At 28.9% G+C, this 20,645-nt stretch carries 13 protein-coding genes and 1 other annotated feature; of the genes, 9 read left to right on the forward strand and 4 right to left on the reverse strand.

The window, feature by feature from the left end:
- Positions 1 to 37 precede the first annotated feature (37 nt).
- A complete protein-coding gene (locus tag BV55_RS0108700) occupies positions 38 to 8,848 on the forward strand; it encodes a glycoside hydrolase family 94 protein (protein ID WP_029452444.1) in 8,811 nt (2,936 codons plus the stop codon).
- A 118-nt stretch (positions 8,849 to 8,966) separates the two neighbouring features.
- Here BV55_RS0108700 and BV55_RS0108705 read toward each other — a convergent pair whose 3' ends face one another.
- Positions 8,967 to 9,161: a hypothetical protein gene (locus BV55_RS0108705; protein ID WP_029452445.1), complete on the reverse strand. Its 195-nt coding sequence runs from the start codon at positions 9,159 to 9,161 to the stop codon at positions 8,967 to 8,969.
- A gap of 202 nt (positions 9,162 to 9,363) precedes the next feature.
- On the opposite strand from BV55_RS0108705, the gene BV55_RS0108710 reads away from it, so the two are divergent.
- Positions 9,364 to 9,738: a desulfoferrodoxin gene (locus BV55_RS0108710; RefSeq protein ID WP_029452446.1), complete on the forward strand. Its 375-nt coding sequence runs from the start codon at positions 9,364 to 9,366 to the stop codon at positions 9,736 to 9,738.
- A 68-nt stretch (positions 9,739 to 9,806) separates the two neighbouring features.
- On the opposite strand, the gene BV55_RS0108715 is transcribed toward BV55_RS0108710, so the two are convergent.
- A complete protein-coding gene (locus tag BV55_RS0108715) occupies positions 9,807 to 11,405 on the reverse strand; it encodes a peptide chain release factor 3 (protein WP_029452447.1) in 1,599 nt (532 codons plus the stop codon).
- Positions 11,406 to 11,685: 280 nt separating this feature from the next.
- Between BV55_RS0108715 and BV55_RS0108720 the strand changes: the two genes are divergently transcribed.
- Complete coding sequence (locus tag BV55_RS0108720; RefSeq protein ID WP_029452448.1) at positions 11,686 to 12,837, forward strand: double-cubane-cluster-containing anaerobic reductase; 1,152 nt, start codon at positions 11,686 to 11,688, stop codon at positions 12,835 to 12,837.
- 144 nt (positions 12,838 to 12,981) lie between these two features.
- Here the strand turns inward: BV55_RS0108720 and trpS are convergent, their stop codons facing one another.
- Positions 12,982 to 13,980: a tryptophan--tRNA ligase gene (gene trpS, locus BV55_RS0108725; RefSeq protein WP_029452449.1), complete on the reverse strand. Its 999-nt coding sequence runs from the start codon at positions 13,978 to 13,980 to the stop codon at positions 12,982 to 12,984.
- 132 nt (positions 13,981 to 14,112) lie between these two features.
- Positions 14,113 to 14,347, reverse strand: a binding site (T-box leader).
- Positions 14,348 to 14,555: 208 nt separating this feature from the next.
- On the opposite strand from trpS, the gene BV55_RS0108730 reads away from it, so the two are divergent.
- Positions 14,556 to 15,113: an ECF transporter S component gene (locus BV55_RS0108730; protein ID WP_029452450.1), complete on the forward strand. Its 558-nt coding sequence runs from the start codon at positions 14,556 to 14,558 to the stop codon at positions 15,111 to 15,113.
- 93 nt (positions 15,114 to 15,206) lie between these two features.
- Here BV55_RS0108730 and BV55_RS0108735 read toward each other — a convergent pair whose 3' ends face one another.
- Positions 15,207 to 15,362 carry a zinc-ribbon domain-containing protein gene (locus tag BV55_RS0108735; RefSeq protein ID WP_029452451.1) on the reverse strand — a complete coding sequence of 52 codons (156 nt, stop codon included), beginning with the start codon at positions 15,360 to 15,362 and terminating at the stop codon, positions 15,207 to 15,209.
- Between the two features lie 327 nt (positions 15,363 to 15,689).
- Between BV55_RS0108735 and BV55_RS0108740 the strand changes: the two genes are divergently transcribed.
- The 5 genes from BV55_RS0108740 to BV55_RS0108760 all read left to right on the forward strand — a co-directional run bounded on the left by BV55_RS0108740 (position 15,690) and on the right by BV55_RS0108760 (position 20,641).
- Positions 15,690 to 16,181: a YajQ family cyclic di-GMP-binding protein gene (locus BV55_RS0108740; RefSeq protein ID WP_029452452.1), complete on the forward strand. Its 492-nt coding sequence runs from the start codon at positions 15,690 to 15,692 to the stop codon at positions 16,179 to 16,181.
- A 65-nt stretch (positions 16,182 to 16,246) separates the two neighbouring features.
- Positions 16,247 to 17,317, forward strand: a complete 1,071-nt coding sequence (locus tag BV55_RS0108745) for a sensor domain-containing diguanylate cyclase (protein ID WP_029452453.1) — start codon at positions 16,247 to 16,249, stop codon at positions 17,315 to 17,317.
- A gap of 174 nt (positions 17,318 to 17,491) precedes the next feature.
- Positions 17,492 to 17,902 carry a hypothetical protein gene (locus BV55_RS0108750; protein WP_029452454.1) on the forward strand — a complete coding sequence of 137 codons (411 nt, stop codon included), beginning with the start codon at positions 17,492 to 17,494 and terminating at the stop codon, positions 17,900 to 17,902.
- Between the two features lie 276 nt (positions 17,903 to 18,178).
- Positions 18,179 to 20,263, forward strand: coding sequence for a hypothetical protein (locus BV55_RS0108755; protein WP_029452455.1), 2,085 nt, complete (start codon positions 18,179 to 18,181; stop codon positions 20,261 to 20,263).
- A gap of 111 nt (positions 20,264 to 20,374) precedes the next feature.
- Positions 20,375 to 20,641 carry an EscU/YscU/HrcU family type III secretion system export apparatus switch protein gene (locus BV55_RS0108760; protein ID WP_029452456.1) on the forward strand — a complete coding sequence of 89 codons (267 nt, stop codon included), beginning with the start codon at positions 20,375 to 20,377 and terminating at the stop codon, positions 20,639 to 20,641.
- The last annotated feature ends 4 nt before the right edge of the window (positions 20,642 to 20,645 follow it).

The following is a 20,645-nucleotide window of genomic DNA, read 5'->3' on the forward strand; positions in this document are numbered from 1 at the left end:
AAATATGAAAATAAGCGAGCAAAAGGAGTCGGATATTATGACGTATATATTTATAGCTGTAGGTTTATTATTAGCTTTACTATTCACATATCTAATAAAGTTTAAAAAAGGTAATGAAAATCAGGAAAACATAATTCAGGGCGAAGACAAAAAAGAAGATCTAAATTGTAAGGACATAGATAAGTTGGCATCCATCATAGCTAATAATAAGATAATTCCAAACAAAAGAATTAAAGAAAAAAGGTTAATGAATAAATTAAATAAAGATTATAAAAATATAATAAAAAATTATGAAATGTTAAAAGAAAACGAGAAAACACAAAAGAATTTAACGGGAGCTGCAGAGTGGCTTTTGGATAATATATATGTGATAGAAAAAGAATACGAGACTATAAAATATAATATTCCTAAAGATTATTGTAGATATTTTCCTATAGTAGAAAATAAGATTTGTGATAGAAATCTTAGAGTTTACTATATGACTAAAACCTTTGTTGATTATTTTGATAATAGTGTAAATAAGGATAATATAGAAGACTTTCTAATAAGTTATGAAAGTTATAACCACCTTTCAATGGGAGAGTTATGGTCTTTTCCTTTAATGCTTAGGATGGTACTTATAGAGTCTATAAGCAAAGATTCATCTATAATTAATAAAATTTATAATGAAAGAAAAAAAGCAGATATTATAATAGATAAATTAATTTTAGCTTATACAGAGGATAGATTAAAGGATTATCTAGAGATACTAAAGCATAAAGATATACCCTATAGTGATACCTTCATAAACAAGCTTGTAAAATCTGTTAAAGATAATGGTTTAGACCAAGAAGAAATATATTTGTGGATTGAAGATAAGTACGGTGTTTCAAAGGAAAACATAGGTTTAATAAGTAGAAGAGAAAGTATAGAGGAAGCTAACTTAAACTCTTTTATGGAAAATGCAATAACATCTTTAAAAAATATAGAATCTAAAGACTGGAAGTGTACATTTGAAAAAATAAGTTATGTGGAAAAGACGCTTTCAAAGGATACCCTACATGTATATACTTCTATGGACTTTAGCTCACGAGATTACTATAGACATGAATTAGAAAAGATTGCAAGAAAGGTTAAGGTAGAGGAAAGCCAGGTAGTAGATAAGGTATTAGAGCTAAGCGAAAAAAGTAACTTACAATTAAAAGAAGTAAAAGATAAAGAAATTTATAAATGTCATGTGGGATATTACATAATAGATCAAGGGTCAAGAGAACTTAAAGAATGTTTTATAAATAAAAATAGTGCTATGAATAAATTATCATCATTTTTAGAAATGAACAAATTCACTCTTTATATTTCTTTTATAATATCCATGATAGCAATTTCCCAGTATTTAATTTTATATAACTTTAGGCTTAAGGATTTAGATATTAAAATATACAAGTATGTACTAGGATTTATGGTTTTTATAATACCTTTAAGTGAAATTGTTATATCTATTTTTCATTGGATTATAATTAAGTATACTCCTCCAAAGTTTGTGCCAAAAATAGAATTCAAAGAGTCTATTCCAAAGGAATATAAAACTATGGTAGTGATACCTACATTGATAAACAACGAAACTAGAGGTACTGATCTCATAAAAGACTTAGAAGTATACTATCTTGCCAGCAGAATGGAAGGAATTTGTTTTGGAGTTTTAGGAGACTTTAAAGATTCAAAAACAAAAGAAGAGCCAAAGGACAATGTAATAATAGAAACTATGTTAAAAGAAATAAAAAGGTTAAATAAAAAATATTCAAAGGGTGAGGATATCTTTTATTTTTTTAATAGGTATAGACAGTATAATGAAAAAGAAGATGCGTTTATAGGATGGGAGAGAAAAAGAGGCAAACTTATGGAGTTTAACTATTTATTAAGAGGAGATGAAAATACTAGTTATGATGTAATAAGTGGTGATATATCTAAACTTCAAGAGATAAAATATGTAATAACCTTAGATGCAGACACTAAATTACCAATGGGAACAGCTAAAGGACTAATTGGTGCCATGGCCCACGTATTAAACAAACCTTATGTAGATGCAAGTTTAAAAAAGGTGGTACGTGGATATGGTTTAATGCAGCCAAGGATTACAGTTGGTATGGAGGATTCAAATAAGACCCTTTTCTCTAAGATATTTTCTGGGGAAAATGGTATAGATACTTATACAACGGCGGTGTCTGATGTATATCAAGATTTATTCTACGAAGGCATATTTACAGGCAAGGGTATATATGATGTGGATGTATTTAATGAAATGTTAGTGAGTGCTATTCCTGAAAATACTGTACTAAGTCATGACCTTTTAGAAGGAAGCTATGTGAGATGCGCTTTAGTAACAGATCTACAGCTAGTAGATGGTTACCCTGCATATTACAACTCTAGTATATTAAGACTTCATAGATGGGCAAGGGGTGACTTTCAGCTGCTACCTTGGATATACAAAGAATCTCCAATCAACTCTTTATCAAGGTGGAAGATTATAGACAACTTAAGGCGAAGTTTAATCACACCATCTATTATTATATTATTTTTGTATGCGCTGACATTAGAACCTGGAGGCTATGGTATAGGCACTGCTATTGGAATTATTTCCATGATATGTCCTATATTATTTAATATAACGGATATTGTAACAGCGCCTTTAAAAAGTATAAGCATTTTTACATATACTAACTCCTTTAAAAGAATAATAAAGCAAGTAATTTTAACGTTCGCATTTATACCATATCAGGGATACATCATGATAGATGCAATGGTTAGAACGTTATATAGATTATTTATTAGTAAAAAGAATTTACTTCAGTGGAAAACAGCTGAAGATGTTGAATCAAAGGTTTCAAATAAAATTATAGATTATGTGGAATCCATGGCTATAGGAAGTATAGTTGGTATAACAATACTTTATTTATCCTATATAAATAGCAAAGAAGCATTTTATGTCTATCTATTACCAAGTCTTTTATGGATATTGAGCCCAATTATAGCCTACTATATAAGCAAAGAAATCAACATTGATACTAAAGATTTTAAGAAGGAAGAAATAGATTTATTAAAAAATATATCAAGAAGAACCTGGGCATATTTTGAAGATTTTATTAATGAAGAAAGTAACTGGCTTGCTCCAGATAACTTCCAACAAGAACCATTAAAAGGATTAGCTTGTAGAACATCGCCTACTAATATAGGAATGATATTTACCTCTAATATATCAGCTTATGACTTAGGTTATATTGGCATAGAAGAGGTAGTAAATAGGATGGATAAATCTATACACTCATTAATGGATTTAGAAAAGTGCCAGGGACATCTTTATAATTGGTATGATACTGAAACATCAAAAGCTTTGCATCCTAGATATGTATCTACAGTAGATAGTGGTAATTTAGTAGCTTGTCTTTGGATGGTACCAGGAACACTTAAAGAATACCTTGAAACACCACTTATAAATAAAAATTATATGAATGGGCTAGAAGATACCATAAAATTATTACTAGAAGAGGTAGAAAAAGAAACCACATACTTTGATAAAAACTTAGATTTTACTTCATATAAATCATTAAAAGATTATAAGGATAAGCTTAGAGCCATAAGAGATGGCTGTTTTCATATAGAAAAGGAAGAGAGAGAGAACTATTATTGGAATAAGAAACTAAAATCTATGGTAAATAAAAGACTTAAAGAATTGCAAGATTTATTACCCTTTTTTGATACTGCAGTGGAGGAAGATGAAGATTTTAGTAATAGGTTAATGGATATAGTTATAAATACTAACCTAAAGGATTTGCCAGATAGATTAAATAATTTTAAAAGTATAGGTGAATGCTCTTTTGAGTTAGAAGTTCTTATTGAAAATAGTATAAAAGAAATATGTAGACTTATAAATAAGATTAAAGTTTTAATTTTAAATTGTGAAAAGATAATAAAAGAAACAGATTTTAAGATGTTATATGATGAAAGTGCTGGATTATTTTATATTGGGTATAACCTAGAAGAAGAAAGGTATAGCGATTCTTATTATGATCTTTTAGCCTCTGAGTCTAGAATAGCTAGTTATATAGCCATTGCAAAGGGAGATATAGAATATAAACATTGGTTTAAGCTTGGAAGATCTTTAAGAAAGGTGGAAAAAAACAAGATATTAATGTCTTGGAGCGGTACTATGTTTGAATATTTAATGCCACTACTTTTAATGAGGTCATATTCTGATACCTTATTAGAAGAAACTTATAAGGGAGTAGTGGAAGCTCAAAAAAATTATGCAAAAGACCTTAATATTCCTTTTGGTATATCAGAATCTGCTTACTTTAAATTTGACTTAGAGGAAAATTTTCAGTATAAGGCCTTCGGTGTACCAAGTGTGGGTCTTAAAAGAGGTCTCGAAGATGATACTGTGATATCACCATATTCAACTGTAATGGCTCTTATGGTAGACTTTAGAGCGTCTATTGATAATATTAAATCTTTAATAAGTATGGGTATGTTAGGGAGATATGGATTATATGAAGCTTTAGATTATACAAAAGAAAGAATTCCAAAAGGAAAGGATAAAGCTTTAGTAAAATCCTATATGGTCCATCATCAAGGAATGAGTTTTATGGCTTTAAATAATATAATCAATAAAGATACACTACAAAACAGGTTTCATAATATTCCTGAAGTGAAGTCTATAGAGTTATTACTTCAAGAAAAACCTATAAATAGAATAGTATTTAGTAGAAAAAGAGATCCTTCATATTCAAAGAAAGAAGTTTATGAAAAGAATATGTTAATACGAAGACATAGTGATGCAAATACAAAGTTCCCTGAAGTTCAAGTATTGTCTAATGGAGATTATTCTTTAATGGTAACCAATGATGGTAGCGGATATGGTAAAGAGAAAGATATGATGTTATATAGATGGAGGGAAGATTCTACAACTTCTATAGGGGGTCAGTATTTTTATATAAAAAATCTAAATTCTAATGAATTTTGGAGTGCTACCTATGAACCCTGCAAACATGAAGGTGAAGAATATGAAGCTATATTTTCACTAGATAAGGCTCAGTATAGAAGAAAAGATGGAAATATCTTAACTAAACTAGATGTTAGTATTGCAAGTTATGATAATACTGAAATAAGGAAATTAATTATAACAAATAATAGTGATAGTACTAGATATATAGAAGTAACAAGTTATATGGAAGTAACACTTTCAACCTATGAAGCAGATGTAGCCCATCCATCCTTTAGTAATTTATTTATAAATACTGAATATATAGAAGAAGATCAATGCATTTTAGCAAGTAGAAGGCCTCGAAGTAAGGGTGAAAAAAGAAAATACTTGGCAAATAAGATTATTTCAAAAGGTGATACAGTAGGAGCATTACAATATGAAACAAATAGATTAAATTTTATAGGAAGGAATAGAAATCTTTCTAATCCTTATACAATGGAAAGCGAAGTACCTTTAAAAAACACAGTAGGATATGTGCTAGATCCCATAATAAGTTTAAGAAGAGTATTTAAAATTAAAAAGGGTCAGAGTGCACAAATAGCCTTTATAACTTCTGTAAGTGATGATAAAGAGGATATTTTAGATATAGTAAATAGATATGAAACTATAAAAGATATTGATAGAGCTTTTAATATAGCTAATAATGAGGTCAAAACTGAACTTCAGCAGCTTGGAATAACATCAAATCAAGCAAACTTATATCAAATCCTTGCATCTAAGATAATATTTCTAAATGATTCAAAAAGGGAAAGAGAAGAATATCTAAAAGGTATAAAAAGAAGTCAGAAAAATCTCTGGAGTTATGGTATATCTGGGGACTATCCTATAGTCTTAGTGAAGGCTTCTAAAAACCAGGATTTAGAGTTAGTAACACAGGTTTTTATGGCTTACAAATACTTAAACAAAAAAGCTATAAAGTTTGACTGCATAATACTTAATGAAGAAGATTCATCCTATGATGAACCATTGCAAAAGGAAATAAAACAGATTATAGGAAAGCTTGGACTTAGTAATAAAGAAGAAAAACCAGCTGGAATATTTGTTAAAGGTAAGCACAGTATGGAAAAAGAAGATATAAATCTTATATTAGGTATTGCAAGATTTGTCTTTTATGGAGAACGGGGTAACTTCAATAATAATATTAAAGAGCGGATAGAAAATAAAATAGAAGATAAATCTCCGCAATTAATTGATAATATTGAGTTTAAACCAAAAAGTAATGCAGTAAGTTTTATTAGAAACTATAATTATAATAATAATAAAGTAATAGCAAATGCTAATAGCGATTCTAAGGATGATTATAATAAGTCTTGGAATAGAGAAATTGAAGGAATTAAAAACTTAAAGTGGATAAAGGATAGTTTTGCTACAGAGTTTAGCTTAGAAATAAGTAAATCTTATGACGTAGGGTCAAAAGAGCATACACGAAGAAAAATTTTTTTTGATACATCTGAGTTATTATTTTTTAATGGTATTGGAGGATTTCACCCTAAAAGAAATAGTTATATAATATGTCTAAAATCCTATAATAATACCCCAGCGCCTTGGATAAATATATTATCTAATAGGGAATTCGGATGCTTTATTTCAGAAAGCGGATCTGCACATACTTGGAATAAAAACAGTAGAGAAAATAAAATTACACCTTGGAGTAATGATAGTATAATAGATCCAGCAGGAGAGGCTTTTTTCTTAAGAGACAATGATGAGGGAAATTTTTGGAGCATAACTCCAGGACCTGTAAGAGATTCAGGTGAATATATAATCGAACATGGTTTTGGATATAGCAAGTTTACACATAGTGCATATGATGTAGATGGTAGTTATACAGTTTTTGTTGACAAAGATAATCCAATAAAATATATTGTTGTAACATTAAAAAACACTAGCAACAAAATAAAGAATATATCTAGTTTTTATTACTCTAGAATGGTGTTAGGGGAATCTATAGAAAAAAGTAGCCAGTATGTATATACCAAGATAGAAGAAGATTTTATTTGGGCAAGGAATCCTTATAGTGAGCATTTTGGAGGGTTAAAGACCTTTTTAAAGATTGTAGGTGGAGAAGATATAAGTTTTACTGGAAATAGAAGAGAGTTTATTGGTAAAGGCGGAGCCATAGAGTACCCTTTAGCTATGAAAAAGGAGAATCTTTCAAATACTGCAGGTGCAGGATTTGATCCTTGTTTAAGTCAGTGTAGTAAGATTAAGTTAAATCCGCTAGAAGAAAAGACTATAGTTATAGCATTAGGTCAGCTAGAAGATATAGATTCTATAAAGAATATATTATTAGATATGTCAGATACAAAAGAAGTTGAAAAAAAACTAGATGAAACTAAATTATACTGGGAAGAAGTTTTAGGAAAGATTAAGGTGGAAACTCCAGATAAGAGTATGGATATAATGTTAAATGGGTGGCTTATGTATCAAACTTTATGTTGTAGATATTGGGCAAGAACTGCCTTTTATCAATCAGGAGGAGCTTATGGATTTAGAGATCAGCTCCAAGATTCTATGGCTATAGGACTTGTAGATGAAAATATTACAAGAGATCAGATCCTTCGAAGTGCTGGAAGGCAATATATTGAAGGGGATGTACAACATTGGTGGCATCCAGTCATTAATAGTGGGATACGTACAAGGTTTAGTGATGACTTACTTTGGCTACCCTTTGTAACAGCAGATTATATTAATCATACTGGGGATCTATCCATTTTAGATGAAAATGTACCTTACTTAAAAGATGAGCCTTTAAAAGAAGGAGAAGATGAAAGATATAATGTAGTTATGAACTGTGATAAGCAGGGAAGCATATATGAACACTGTTTAAAGGCTATAGATAAGGGACTAAACTTTGGACCACACAATATACCCTTAATAGGTAGCGGCGATTGGAATGATGGATTTAGCACTGTAGGCAACAAGGGTACAGGAGAAAGTGTTTGGCTTGGTTGGTTTTTATATTATATATTAGAAGAATTTATTGAAATATGTAATATAAAAAAAGATGAAGATACTAAGAGGAAATATTCTGAAACTAAAAAGTTTATTAGAGAAAATTTAGAAAAGAATGCCTGGGATGGTGCTTGGTATAGAAGGGCTTATTTTGATGACGGTACTCCTCTTGGATCCATAGAAAATAGTGAGTGTACCATAGACTCTATATCACAAAGTTGGTCTGTTATTTCAGGTGCAGCAGATATAAAAAGAGCAAAGAAAGCTATGAATTCCGTAGAAAAAAACCTTATAAAAAAAGATAAAGGTATGATAGTATTGCTATCTCCACCTTTTAACAAATCAAGCTTAGAACCAGGATACATCAAAGGTTACATACCAGGAGTTAGAGAAAATGGAGGCCAATATACCCATGCAGCAGTTTGGGTTATACTAGCTATGTGTAAATTAAATTATAATAGTGAAGCTTTACAGTTATTTAATATGATAAACCCTATAAATCACACATTATCCATAACGGATATTGAAAGGTATAAGACAGAACCCTATGTTATGACAGCAGATATATACTCCCTAGAGCCTTATGAAGGCAGAGGCGGGTGGAGCTGGTATACAGGAGCTTCTGGATGGATGTATAAAACAGCAGTAGAAGATATACTAGGATTAAAAATAATAAAAGGAAGAGGGCTTATTATTAAACCCTGTGTGCCTATAGAGTGGAATGAATATAAAATAACATATAAAAAAGACAAAGGGATTTACAATATAATTGTAAAAAGAGATGAAGAGAAAAGGGTGTTAATAGATGGGGTGATATCTAAAGATGGATTCATAAACTTTAAAGAAGGAGAGCAAAATATAGTGGTATATATATAAGATATCTAATAAAAATAATAAAAATATTAGATAAATCCAATTAAAAAAGGTTATCGTAACTACGATAACCTTTTTTTGTGAAATGACTATCTGATCTAATACTCTTATGGTGCTCTATTTATGGCTGATCTCTCGAGGTATAGTCGAATTCCATCCAAGCTATATTGTTACAAACAATAGGATCTTCAACGGGATCAGGAAGTTTAGAACAACTTTCTTTATTTTCTTTAGAACAGGATTTTAAATCTTTAGAAGATTGTTCTAAATAACCCCTTTCCAATGGAAGATAGGGAACTTTAGATTTTTTACTCATAATCTATCACCTCTATACTTAGTATGTGGAATATTTCTAAAATAATAATACAAAGAAAATGGAAGTTTTAAATAAAGAAGGTATCTGATGTAAAAATTATATGAATATTTTAAAATTTAACCTAGTAGTACTTTATTAATGTTAAATATGATGTATAATTAAGTGTACAAGCAGTTATTAAATAATTAAGGAGGTAATTTAAATGACAAAATTACATCAAATTTATAAATGTAATGTATGTGGAAATATTGTGGAAATGGTTCATGCATCAGCAGGTGAATTAGTATGTTGTGGAGAACCTATGAAGCTTATGGAAGAAAACACTGTAGATGCAGCAAAAGAAAAGCATGTACCTGTAGTTGAAAAAGATGAAGATGTTGTAACTGTTAAAGTTGGATCTGTAGAGCACCCAATGGAGGATAAACACTACATAGAGTGGATAGAGATCATAACAGAAAACAAGGTATATAGAAAACACTTAAAACCAGGTGAAAAGCCAGAAGCAACTTTCACTATATGTGGAGAAATAGTATCTGTAAGAGAATATTGTAATCTTCATGGACTATGGAGAGCTTAAATTAAATAATAAATAAAAACCCCCTCAAAATTATATTTTGAGGGGGTTTTATTTACTTTAGAAAAAGATTAATTGTCAGCCTTACCTACATCTGATAATATAAGGCCTTTATTATGATCTAAAGCCCAATTTATACCCCAATCATTTTGGAATATAAGAATTTGTCTATCTTTTAAATCCACTACCCTTTTGGTATCACTTGTTAAGTTAAGGCTATCCATATCTAAATCTTTATTTTCTATCCATCTAACAAATCTATAAGCTAGTCTATCCATTTTTATTTCAACATTATATTCATGGTTAAGTCTATATTCTAGAACTTCAAATTGTAGAACACCAACTACACCTACAATTATTTCTTCCATTCCTATAAAAAGTTCTTTAAATACTTGAATAGCACCTTCTTGAGCTATTTGAGTTATACCTTTTACAAATTGCTTTCTCTTCATTGAATCTACAGGTCTTATTCTTGCAAAGAATTCAGGCGCAAAGGTAGGTATTCCCTCAAATTTAAATTTTTTATCTGCTTTACAAAGAGTATCGCCTATACTAAATATACCTGGGTCAAATACACCTATTATATCTCCTGAAAACGCCTCTTCAACAACTTCTCTATCTTGAGCTAAAAATTGTTGAGGCTGAGATAATTTTATTTTATTGTTACCTTGCATATGAAATATTTCCATGCCCTTTTTAAACTGGCCAGAGCATATTCTCATAAAGGCAACTCTATCTCTGTGAGCAGGATTCATATTTGCTTGAATCTTAAATATAAAAGCTGAAAAGTCCTCTGAAAAGGAATCTATTTCGCCTATATTTGAATTTCTTGATAAAGGTGGAGAAGTTAACTCTAAAAAGTTTTTAATAAATGGTTCAATACCAAAGTTTGTAATAGCACTACCAAAGAAAACAGGGGATAACTCTCCTTTTTTTACCTTCTCTATATCGAATTCATCTCCGGCAATATCCAAAAGCTCGATGTCTTCTATTAATTTATCGTGAAGGTTTTTACCTAAAAGGTCATTAAATACATCATCATCTATACTTTCTTTTACTGATTCCACTCTAGTTTGACCATGGCTTTTGTTGCCATTAAAGACTTGTATAGTATTAGTGCCTCTTTCATAAACGCCTTTAAAATCATGACCGGAACCTATAGGCCAATTCATAGGATAAGATTTTATCCCAAGTTCGTTTTCAAGTTCCTCTAAAAGTTCAAAAGGATCTCTAGTTTCTCTATCCATTTTGTTTATGAAAGTAAATATTGGAATATTCCTTAAGGAACAAACATTGAAGAGCTTTCTTGTTTGTTCTTCAACACCTTTTGCACCATCAATTACCATTACTGCACTATCAGCGGCCATCAAAGTTCTATAAGTATCTTCACTAAAGTCTTGGTGACCAGGTGTATCTAATATATTTATACAGTATCCATCATAATTAAATTGCATTACAGATGAAGTTACTGAAATACCCCTTTGTTTTTCTATCTCCATCCAATCTGAAGTTGCATGCTTTGATGCCTTTCTAGCCTTAACGGAACCAGCAAGTCTTATGGCTCCACCATATAATAGTAGTTTTTCTGTAAGTGTAGTCTTACCAGCATCTGGGTGAGAGATTATGGCAAAGGTTCGTCTTTTTTCTATTTCTTCTTTAAGATTCACTATAAAATCCTCCTTATGTTTTTAAGGATTATACCCTAGACCATTTAAGGTTAGGGTTTTAATTCTAAACACAGTAATTATAACAGTTAAAAAAGAAATTTTCAATAATAGTAAATGTTAGATATGAGAAAATATATACAAAAGTATTTAAAGGTTTTAAATGGCATTATAAATATAAGCTATAGAGTGGTTAAATAGTATAGAAAAGTACTATAAGGATTTGATTATTTTATATGTTAATATAAATTAAAAGTTAAATATAAATTAAAAGGAGATAAAGGAAATGGAAGATTACCCTAAGGGATTCGAGGAGTTTAGTGAAGCGAGAAGAAATGGATTCATAAAAGTTAAGGAATTAAAGGATGAAGGCAAAAAAATAGTTGGTACCTTTTGTACCTTTACTCCTGTAGAAATTATATTTGCAGCAGGAGCAATTCCAGTATCACTATGTGGAATGAGTGATGAGCCTATATCAGATGCTGAGATAGATTTACCACAAAATTTATGCCCTCTTATTAAATCTAGCTATGGATTTGCAATTACAAAAACTTGCCCTTACACATATTTTGCAGATCTAATAGTAGGTGAAACTACTTGTGATGGCAAGAAAAAGATGTATGAATATTTAGGAGAAATAAAAAATGTTCATGTAATGCAGTTACCACAAAATCTAGAGAGAAAAGACTCTTTTAATCTTTGGAAAAATGAAATATTATATTTAAAAGAGAAACTTGAAAATGACTTTGATGTTATTATCACAAAAGAAGATATAAAAGAATCTATAAAAGCAAGGAATAAAGAAAGACTATTATTACAGGAGTTTTATGATCTTCAAAAGCTATGTCCGCCTCCAATCAGTGGGTATGAAATTCATAAAGTATTAGAAGGATCATCCTTTAATTTGGACAAGCATAAACAAAATATAAGTCTCAAAGAGATGATAGAAGATATAAAACATAGTTATGAAAATGGACAAAGAAAAATAAGTAAAAATGCTAAAAGAATACTTATAACAGGATGTCCTATTGGAGGGGTAGCAGACAAGATTATAAAATCTATAGAAGAGAATAATAATGCAGTTGTAGTATGCTATGAAAATTGTTCTGGGGTTAAGGAAAAAAGTAGATTGGTAGATGAAAGTATTGATCCTATAGATGCACTTACAGAAAAGTATATAAATATAGGTTGCTCAGTTATGTCACCTAATAATAATAGAATAAGCTTATTAAATGAACTAATAGATGAGTATAAAGTAGAAGGGGTTATAGAGGTTGTACTCCAAGCCTGTCATACCTACGCTGTAGAGACTAAAAAGATAAGAGAGTTTGTAACAAAAGATAAAGAAATTCCTTATATGGCATTAGAAACAAGCTACTCATCTTCGGATATAGGACAAGTAAAAACTAGAATTTCAGCATTTATAGAAATGTTGTAAATATTTCTTTTGCAAAGATCGTATAAATTTAATTTTAAAAAGTTTATGAGATAAAAGAAGTGGCCCATTAAAAATCTAATATAAAATTATTAGACATTTAATGGGCTTATATTTAGTTTTCGTACCTTATTTAAGTTAACAATATTACCTAGGAATTAAACCTATTTTCTTTTGCATTTTTCTTAAGGTTTTATTAGCTACATAGTTAGCTTTTTCTGCACCTTTTTTATATATCTCTTCTAGGTAAGTTTTATTACTCATTAATTCATTTATTTTAGTTTGAATAGGTAAAAGCTCGCAAATTATAGCTTCGGCAACATCTTTTTTTAAGTCGGAATAGCCAAGACCTTCATAGTTTTTAACGATGTCTTTAGGTAAAATACCTTTTATAGAACTTAATATATTTATTAAGTTTTTAATGCCAGGTTGATCATCAGAGTAGTTAACTATTCCAATACTATCTGTTACAGTTCTACTTATTTTTTTCTTAATAACTTCAGGTGGATCCATTATTAAAATATATCCATTAGGATTATCTTCAGATTTAGACATCTTTTTAGAGGAATCCTGAAGGTCCATTATTTTGGCTGCAGATGTAGGTATATATCCATCAGGGATAGTGAAAGTAGGACTATATAAATTATTAAATCTTTCGCCTATATCTCTTGCAAGTTCTAAGTGTTGTTTTTGATCTATACCTACTGGAACTAAATCTGCATTATATAAAAGTATATCTGCTGCCATAAGAATTGGATAATTAAAAAGACCAGCACTTATAGACTCACCATACTTTTGAGATTTATCTTTAAATTGAGTCATACGTCCAAGTTCACCCATGTAACTAGAACAAGTTAGTAGCCATGAAGCTTCAGAGTGAGCAGGGACATGAGATTGGATAAAAAGAGTATTTTTTTCTGGATCTATGCCTGAAGATATATATATAGATAAGATTTCTAAAGTTCTTCGTCTAAGATCCTTAGGTTCTTGCCTTACAGTTATTGCATGTAAATCTGCAACGCAAAAATAGCAGTCATACTGATCTTGAAGTTTTACCCAGTTTTTTATAGCTCCCAAGTAATTACCAAGTGTTAAATCTCCAGAGGGTTTTATTCCGCTGAATATAATTTTTTTTGTATCTTCCATAAGTTACACTTCCTTTAAGTTTTATAGATTATTATATATAGGTACTCTAGAATACCTATAATGTATCTAAATATAGAATAGCTAACTTTTAGTATTTATATACCTGGATATAAAAAACACCCTATGAAAAAATCATAGGGCGCTTGTATAACCGCGGTACCACCTAATTTGAGGAAATAATCCTCATCTTTTAAAGATACTATCATATCTTTATCCTTTTAACGTAAGATGCACGGCTTAAAGTACTAAAATTCATTTAAGCACAAAAGAGACCCATTGGGTTTAAACATGACTATTATGATTCCACCATCCATAACTCTCTTAAAATCTGTTTTTAAACTTACTTACTTCTCTTTAAAGTTTTAAATTATTGGGATTTTAATATACATTGTTAATTGTATTGAGTCTATAATAGTACTATTTAATAATTATGTCAATATACAATAAACATATTTATATTAATAGAACTTGAAACAATAAATGTGTTACATATATTTGAATTAGTGGTAATTAGGGAATAGTATATATATAGGAAAGGTAATTATATTTACAATATTATTTTAGGGGGAATGGTGATGGAAAAGAAAAGAGATAACAAAATAGCAAAGACACAAAGTAAAATAAGGGATTTAATTTACATGGCGCTTATGTCATCAATTGTACTTTTAGGAACCTCTCTTATAACAATACCATCTTATAATGGAGTTATTCATATAGGAGATAGTATTATATTTATATCAGTTATCTTATTAGGTAAGAAGAAAGGTGCTGTATCCTCAGCATTAGGAATGTTTTTGTTTGATATACTTCATGGGTATACTTATTGGGCACCTTTTACATTTATTATTAAAGGTTCAATGGTACTTATAGCAGGATGGATAATTGAAAGGGGGGAGAATAAATCCACATTAAAATATGCCTTTGCATTTTTAGTATCTGGGATATTTATGATAGGTGCATATTTTATATCAGGAGCCTTAATAAAGATGCTGTTTTTAGGCGAGGGCATAACATTTATGAAGGCGCTTATAGTATCTTCTTATGATATACCAGGGAATATACTACAGGTATTTGTAGGTATAATAATTGCATTACCTTTAATAAAGGTAGTAGAAACTCATAGAATAGTATAAAAGGGAAAATAGGACAAGTTAAATATAAAAAAATGGACTAATTTATAAATAAATTAGTCCTAGAACTCATGAGAAAATAAAGTTTATATTCTCTTATCTATTGTTTCTTTCAGCTTTTCTTGCTCGTCTACAATCAGGGCATCTTACAGGATCATTTTCAAATCCTTTTTCTTTAAAGAATTCTTGCTCTCCAGCTGTAAAAACAAATTCTTTTCCACAATCTTTACATACAATATTTTTATCTTCCATTTTACAAACCTCCTTGTGATCAAAGGGTTAATTTATAGATAACTTCTTCCCTTGATCAAAGGAAGGGAAATTACCTCATTAAATTGGACCCATATAATATATAGAGCCAAGCTCATAATGATATTATAACATATAGTTATAATATTTCAATATGAAATTAATTAATTATTCAATCTACTTTAATGATATAAAATTTCAATAATAAAGGTATATATGATATAATATTGCTATAATTAAACAAATAAATGGTTGATTATATATTGGAAGTATTTTAAACTATAAGTATTAGGTAAAATCATAAGATTATACACAAAGGGGGAGAAAGTATTGGCAAGTAATTATTCTTTTGATGTAGTATCAAAAGTTGATATGCAAGAAGTGGATAATGCTATAAATCAAACTTTAAAGGAAATAAGTCAACGATATGATTTTAAAGGTAGTAAGTCTACAGTTGAACTTGTAAAGAATGAAATTAAAATAGCTTCTGAAGATGACTTTAGATTAAAAGCTGTAATAGAAATATTGAAGGCAAAGCTTATAAAAAGGGGTATTTCAGCAAAAGCTTTAGATTTTGAAAAAGTGGAAGATGCTACTATGGGAACCGTAAGACAAGTGGGCAAAATTGTAAATGGCATAGACAAAGAAAAATCAAAGCTTATAGTATCTGAAATAAAATCAAGTAAAATAAAGGTACAAACACAAATATTAGATGATGAGTTAAGAATTACAGGAAAAAACAAAGATGACTTGCAAGCTGTTATGGCTTTATTAAAAGGAAAAGATTTTGGGATAGAACTTCAATTTATTAACTATAGATAAATAAATTATTTTATTATTAAACCATGGATAAGGTTAATAATAAGACTAATTTTGGAGAAGAAAAAATGGAAGGTTATAAAGAAAAGTATGAAAAGTCACTAGAAGAATTTGAAATATACCAAAACTTTGCAGAAACACAAATTCAAATGCTGAGTGAAAAAAATATAAGCTTAGAAAAAAGTCTTGATGCCCTCGTTAATATAGTAGAAATAAGTAAATATATAAATTCATATTTAAGTAATGAAAATCTAATACCTATGATAAATGATATGATAATAGGTATATTAGGTGCAACTTATTCTTCTATTTATTTAGAAGAAAACGGTGAAATCATAATAAAAGCCAGTAATATGGAAGAAGCATACTTAATATTTGAAGAAAATTTTTATATTGAAAAGATAAAAAGTGGGAAACCTTTTATCTTAAATTCTAAAGAAACAATTTTTAATACTAGAAATAGAGGCAACATGCATTCCGCAATAGGTGTACCTATAAATCTTAGAGAAAAGTTTATGGGATATATGATTCTAGAGCATAGCCTTTGTAATTTTTTTAACCCAGATCATGTGAAGTTCATATCTTCTATAGCTAATCAAATTGCTATTGCTATTGAAAACAACATTTTGTATAAGGAAATACAAAGACAGATAAACATGGATCCCCTACTTGGAATTTACACACGAAAATATTTTATGAATTTTGTAAATGATAAGATTAGTGAGAATGAGTGTAGTAGATTTGCTATAGTTATGATTGATTTAGATGATTTTAAAAAGATTAATGACTCTTTTGGGCATCAATTTGGTGATGAAGTTTTACTAAAGACAGTAAAGGAAATAAAAAAAGGCTTAGGTCCAAAAGATATTGTAGCTAGGTATGGTGGAGAAGAGATTGTTTTATATATAGACCAAGGCGAAGATTTCAAAAGTGTTTATAAAATTGTTGATAATATTAGAAAGTCTATAGAAGATAATGAATATTCATTAGTAGAAGATTATAAGGCTGTAACTGCAACTTTTGGTATATCTTTTTATCCTATAGATGGTCAGAATATAATAAATTTGATCCAAACTGCAGATAGATTATTATATAAGGGCAAAAGAGCAGGTAAAAATAAAGTTATGTATAACATTTAAAACAAAGGTTATTTCTAATTAAGGAAGTAATCTTTTTTTGTATAATTAACTAAAGTAGAGGAAAATGTAAATAATTTATTAAGTTTTGAAGCTTCATTGATATAATATTCTGAATATTATATAATTATATTAACAAAGTGACTTTCTCTCAAATATAATAAAGGGGTGGTTAAGATGATACATGTATTTTGCAGCCAAAGAGGTACAGGAAAAACCAAATCATTAATAAAACTTGCAAACGCTAAAGCTGAAAAAGCAAAAGGTACTGTTATATATATAGATGATGATAAGGGGCCCATGTTTAATCTAGATTCTAGGATTAGAATGATTATTACAGATGACTTTAAATTAAAAGATTATAATGAAATGTACGGTTTTTTGTGCGGCATACTTTCAGAAGACTATGATATAGAAACTATCTTTATAGATGGTCTGTGTAACATTATTTCTGGAAACTTAGAAGATGCCGCACATTTATTTTTGAAGATGGAAAAGTTGGCTCACAATTATAAGTTGGAGTTTTATATAAATATAAATGCAGATTATAGTGAAATACCTCTATTTTTACAAAAGTATGCGGCTTAAATTTACAGATAGTATTAAAAATGTTAACGCGCTCTGATAATACTTAGAAAAATTAATTTTAAACTACTTTCTTTTAAGAAAGTAGTTTATTTTAGTTATAGAATTAGTTTGTTTTGTGTAGTCATATAGTATAATCTTCAGAAAAACTTAATTTAAACGATAATAAATAGAAGCTTAAAAATAGCTATTAAGTGTCATAATACCTTTAAATTAAGGTTTCAATGAAATGATTCTTAATTTAAAACATATAGATAAATTTAATCTGGAGGATGAACTATGGGAAATATGATTAATGTAAATAATCCTTATGGAACTAATAATAAAAAACTTACCTCAAAACTTACATTTCAAAATGGAGAAAGTTTTTCAGCAAGAGTTGTAGCATATGGAGATTCTAAAGATGAAGTTACTTTAAGGATGATAGATGGATGGCAATTTGAAGCACAAATAGATGAAAATATAGACTTGGATTATAAAGGAATAAGAAAGTTTGTAGTAGAAGGATTTGAAGATAACAAGCTTAAGATAAAAATCTTAAAGTCAGAAGTAGCATTAGAAGATAATTTTAAAGGATCCATCGACTTAATATTAGAAGAAAATGGTCTTACCAAAGCAGATGGAGAAATATTAGTTAAGATGTTAAAACATAATATAGAGCTGAATAAAGAAAATATTTCAAAAGTTAAAACATTAATAGATTTTAAAGAAAATGTATTGTCTGATCCTTCAAAAGAAAGAGAATTTATATTAAAATATTTAAATAGTAAATCCATAGATATAAACAGTGAACAAGGAAAAAACATAGAAAAGGTTTTAAAAGAATCCTTTTCTAAATTTAAAGAGTTATCTATAGAGGATTTAATGTTTATGATGGAAAATGATCTGACTTTAGATAAAGAAACTATAGAAGGTTTTAAAAATATATTTAAGGAAGATAGTAAGCTTTATGATTTGTTAAAAGATATGGAAAAGCTACTCGCAATTGAAGATGTAAAACAAGAAAATGGTATTGCTAAAGATTCAGCCAATATAGAGGTGGAAGAATCATCTATAATTAAAACACAAGTGGTAGAAAGGGGAAGCCTTAATGAAAAAGAGGTAGAAGCAATACTTTCTAAAGGAATAAAAGATACTTTAAATATGGATGTAAATTTCAATAAAGATTCTATAAGTGATTTAATGTCATCACTAAATAAGTTCACTAAAGAGAACATTTTAAAAAGCATACAAGAAGTATTAAAGATTGACAACATAAATGTAGATGATATGTTAATAGATATATCTAAAGGAGACTTTGATGAAGAGGGAATTAGGAATCTTTCTACTTTGATAAATGCAGTGGAAGATCAAATTTTAAATAGTAAGGATCAAATAAAAATTGAACTTAAAGAAATATTTCCAAAAGAACTCATTTTAACAGAAAATGAAGTTAATAACTTATCAAATTTTATACAAAAAGAAACTGAGCCAAAATCTTTTGTTGAGTTTAAGCAAAATATAGCAAACATCTCACAAAATGTTACAGAAACTATGTTAAGTTTAAATAATCTAACTGGAGATAACCTTGAAAAGATTTTAAATCTGGTTAATAAAGAAAACCTTCAATTAAACGAAACCGTAAAGTTTTTAATGAATTTTTCACAAAGCAAGGGAAAAGATAGTTTAAGCAATTTTAATATAGATAGTGAACAGACCTTATCTTTAATCATGGGCAAGAATATAGAAGAAAATATAAATCAAGAGTCCTTAGAAACAAAAGGTATCATTTACGAAAGCTTAGCTGAAAGTACATCTAAAGAGTTGTTAAAGGACAGTGCCACCATAATTAAAAATCAGATGGATATAAAGTTAAATAACATGAAAAACATAGTAAATGATGTGTTAAATAAGTCTTTAGATGGGAAGGATAATATAAATAACATATTATCTTTCATAAAGAATAATTTAAGTGACTTTAAATTATTCAATACAATTTCTAATGAATATTATTATATGGATTTACCTATAGAAATGAACTATAAAGAGTATCCTTGTAGGGTAATAATAAAAGATAAGAGAGAAGAAGGAAAGAAAATTGATTCTAAAGATGTTAAAATGGTAGTTACAGTAAAGACACAGTTTTTAGGCGAGGTTGATGGATTTATAAAAGTTAAAAATGATTTTATGAATTTAGAAATAAAGTGTTATGAAAAGTCTATAAAGATATTAAATATGAAAAGAGAATCATTAAAAGAATCATTAGAAAGTTTAGGATATAATTGTGATATTAAATTTTCTAAAAAAGAAATAGCATGTGATATAGTGAGTTGTAGAGAGTTTTTTAATGATAATGATTTTACATCTTTAAATGTTATGGTGTAAAATCATATGAGAGATCTTTTAAAAATCATATTATAAGTGCTAAAATTACTAATAGGGTTAAAAGATGTGATAAGTATTAATTATAGCTATTAAGGTGGTGAAGAGTAACGTATGAAAAAAGCAAGGAAGGCAGCAGCTGTTAAATATGAACATTCCTATGATGCACCAATGGTTACAGCTAGAGGAATGGGAGATATAGCAGATAAAATACTAGAAAAAGCTAAAGAAAGTGATGTTCCAATAGTATATAATAAGGAACTTGCAGATTTGTTAAATAATGTGGACGTAGGAGAATTCATACCCTCTGAACTTTATGAAGCTATAGCGGAGATAATAGCTTACATTACAGATATAGATGCTATATTAGGAGAAAGGTGAGTGA

It is taken from the genome of Clostridium algidicarnis (assembly GCF_000703125.1).
GTDB lineage: Bacteria > Bacillota > Clostridia > Clostridiales > Clostridiaceae > Clostridium_L > Clostridium_L algidicarnis.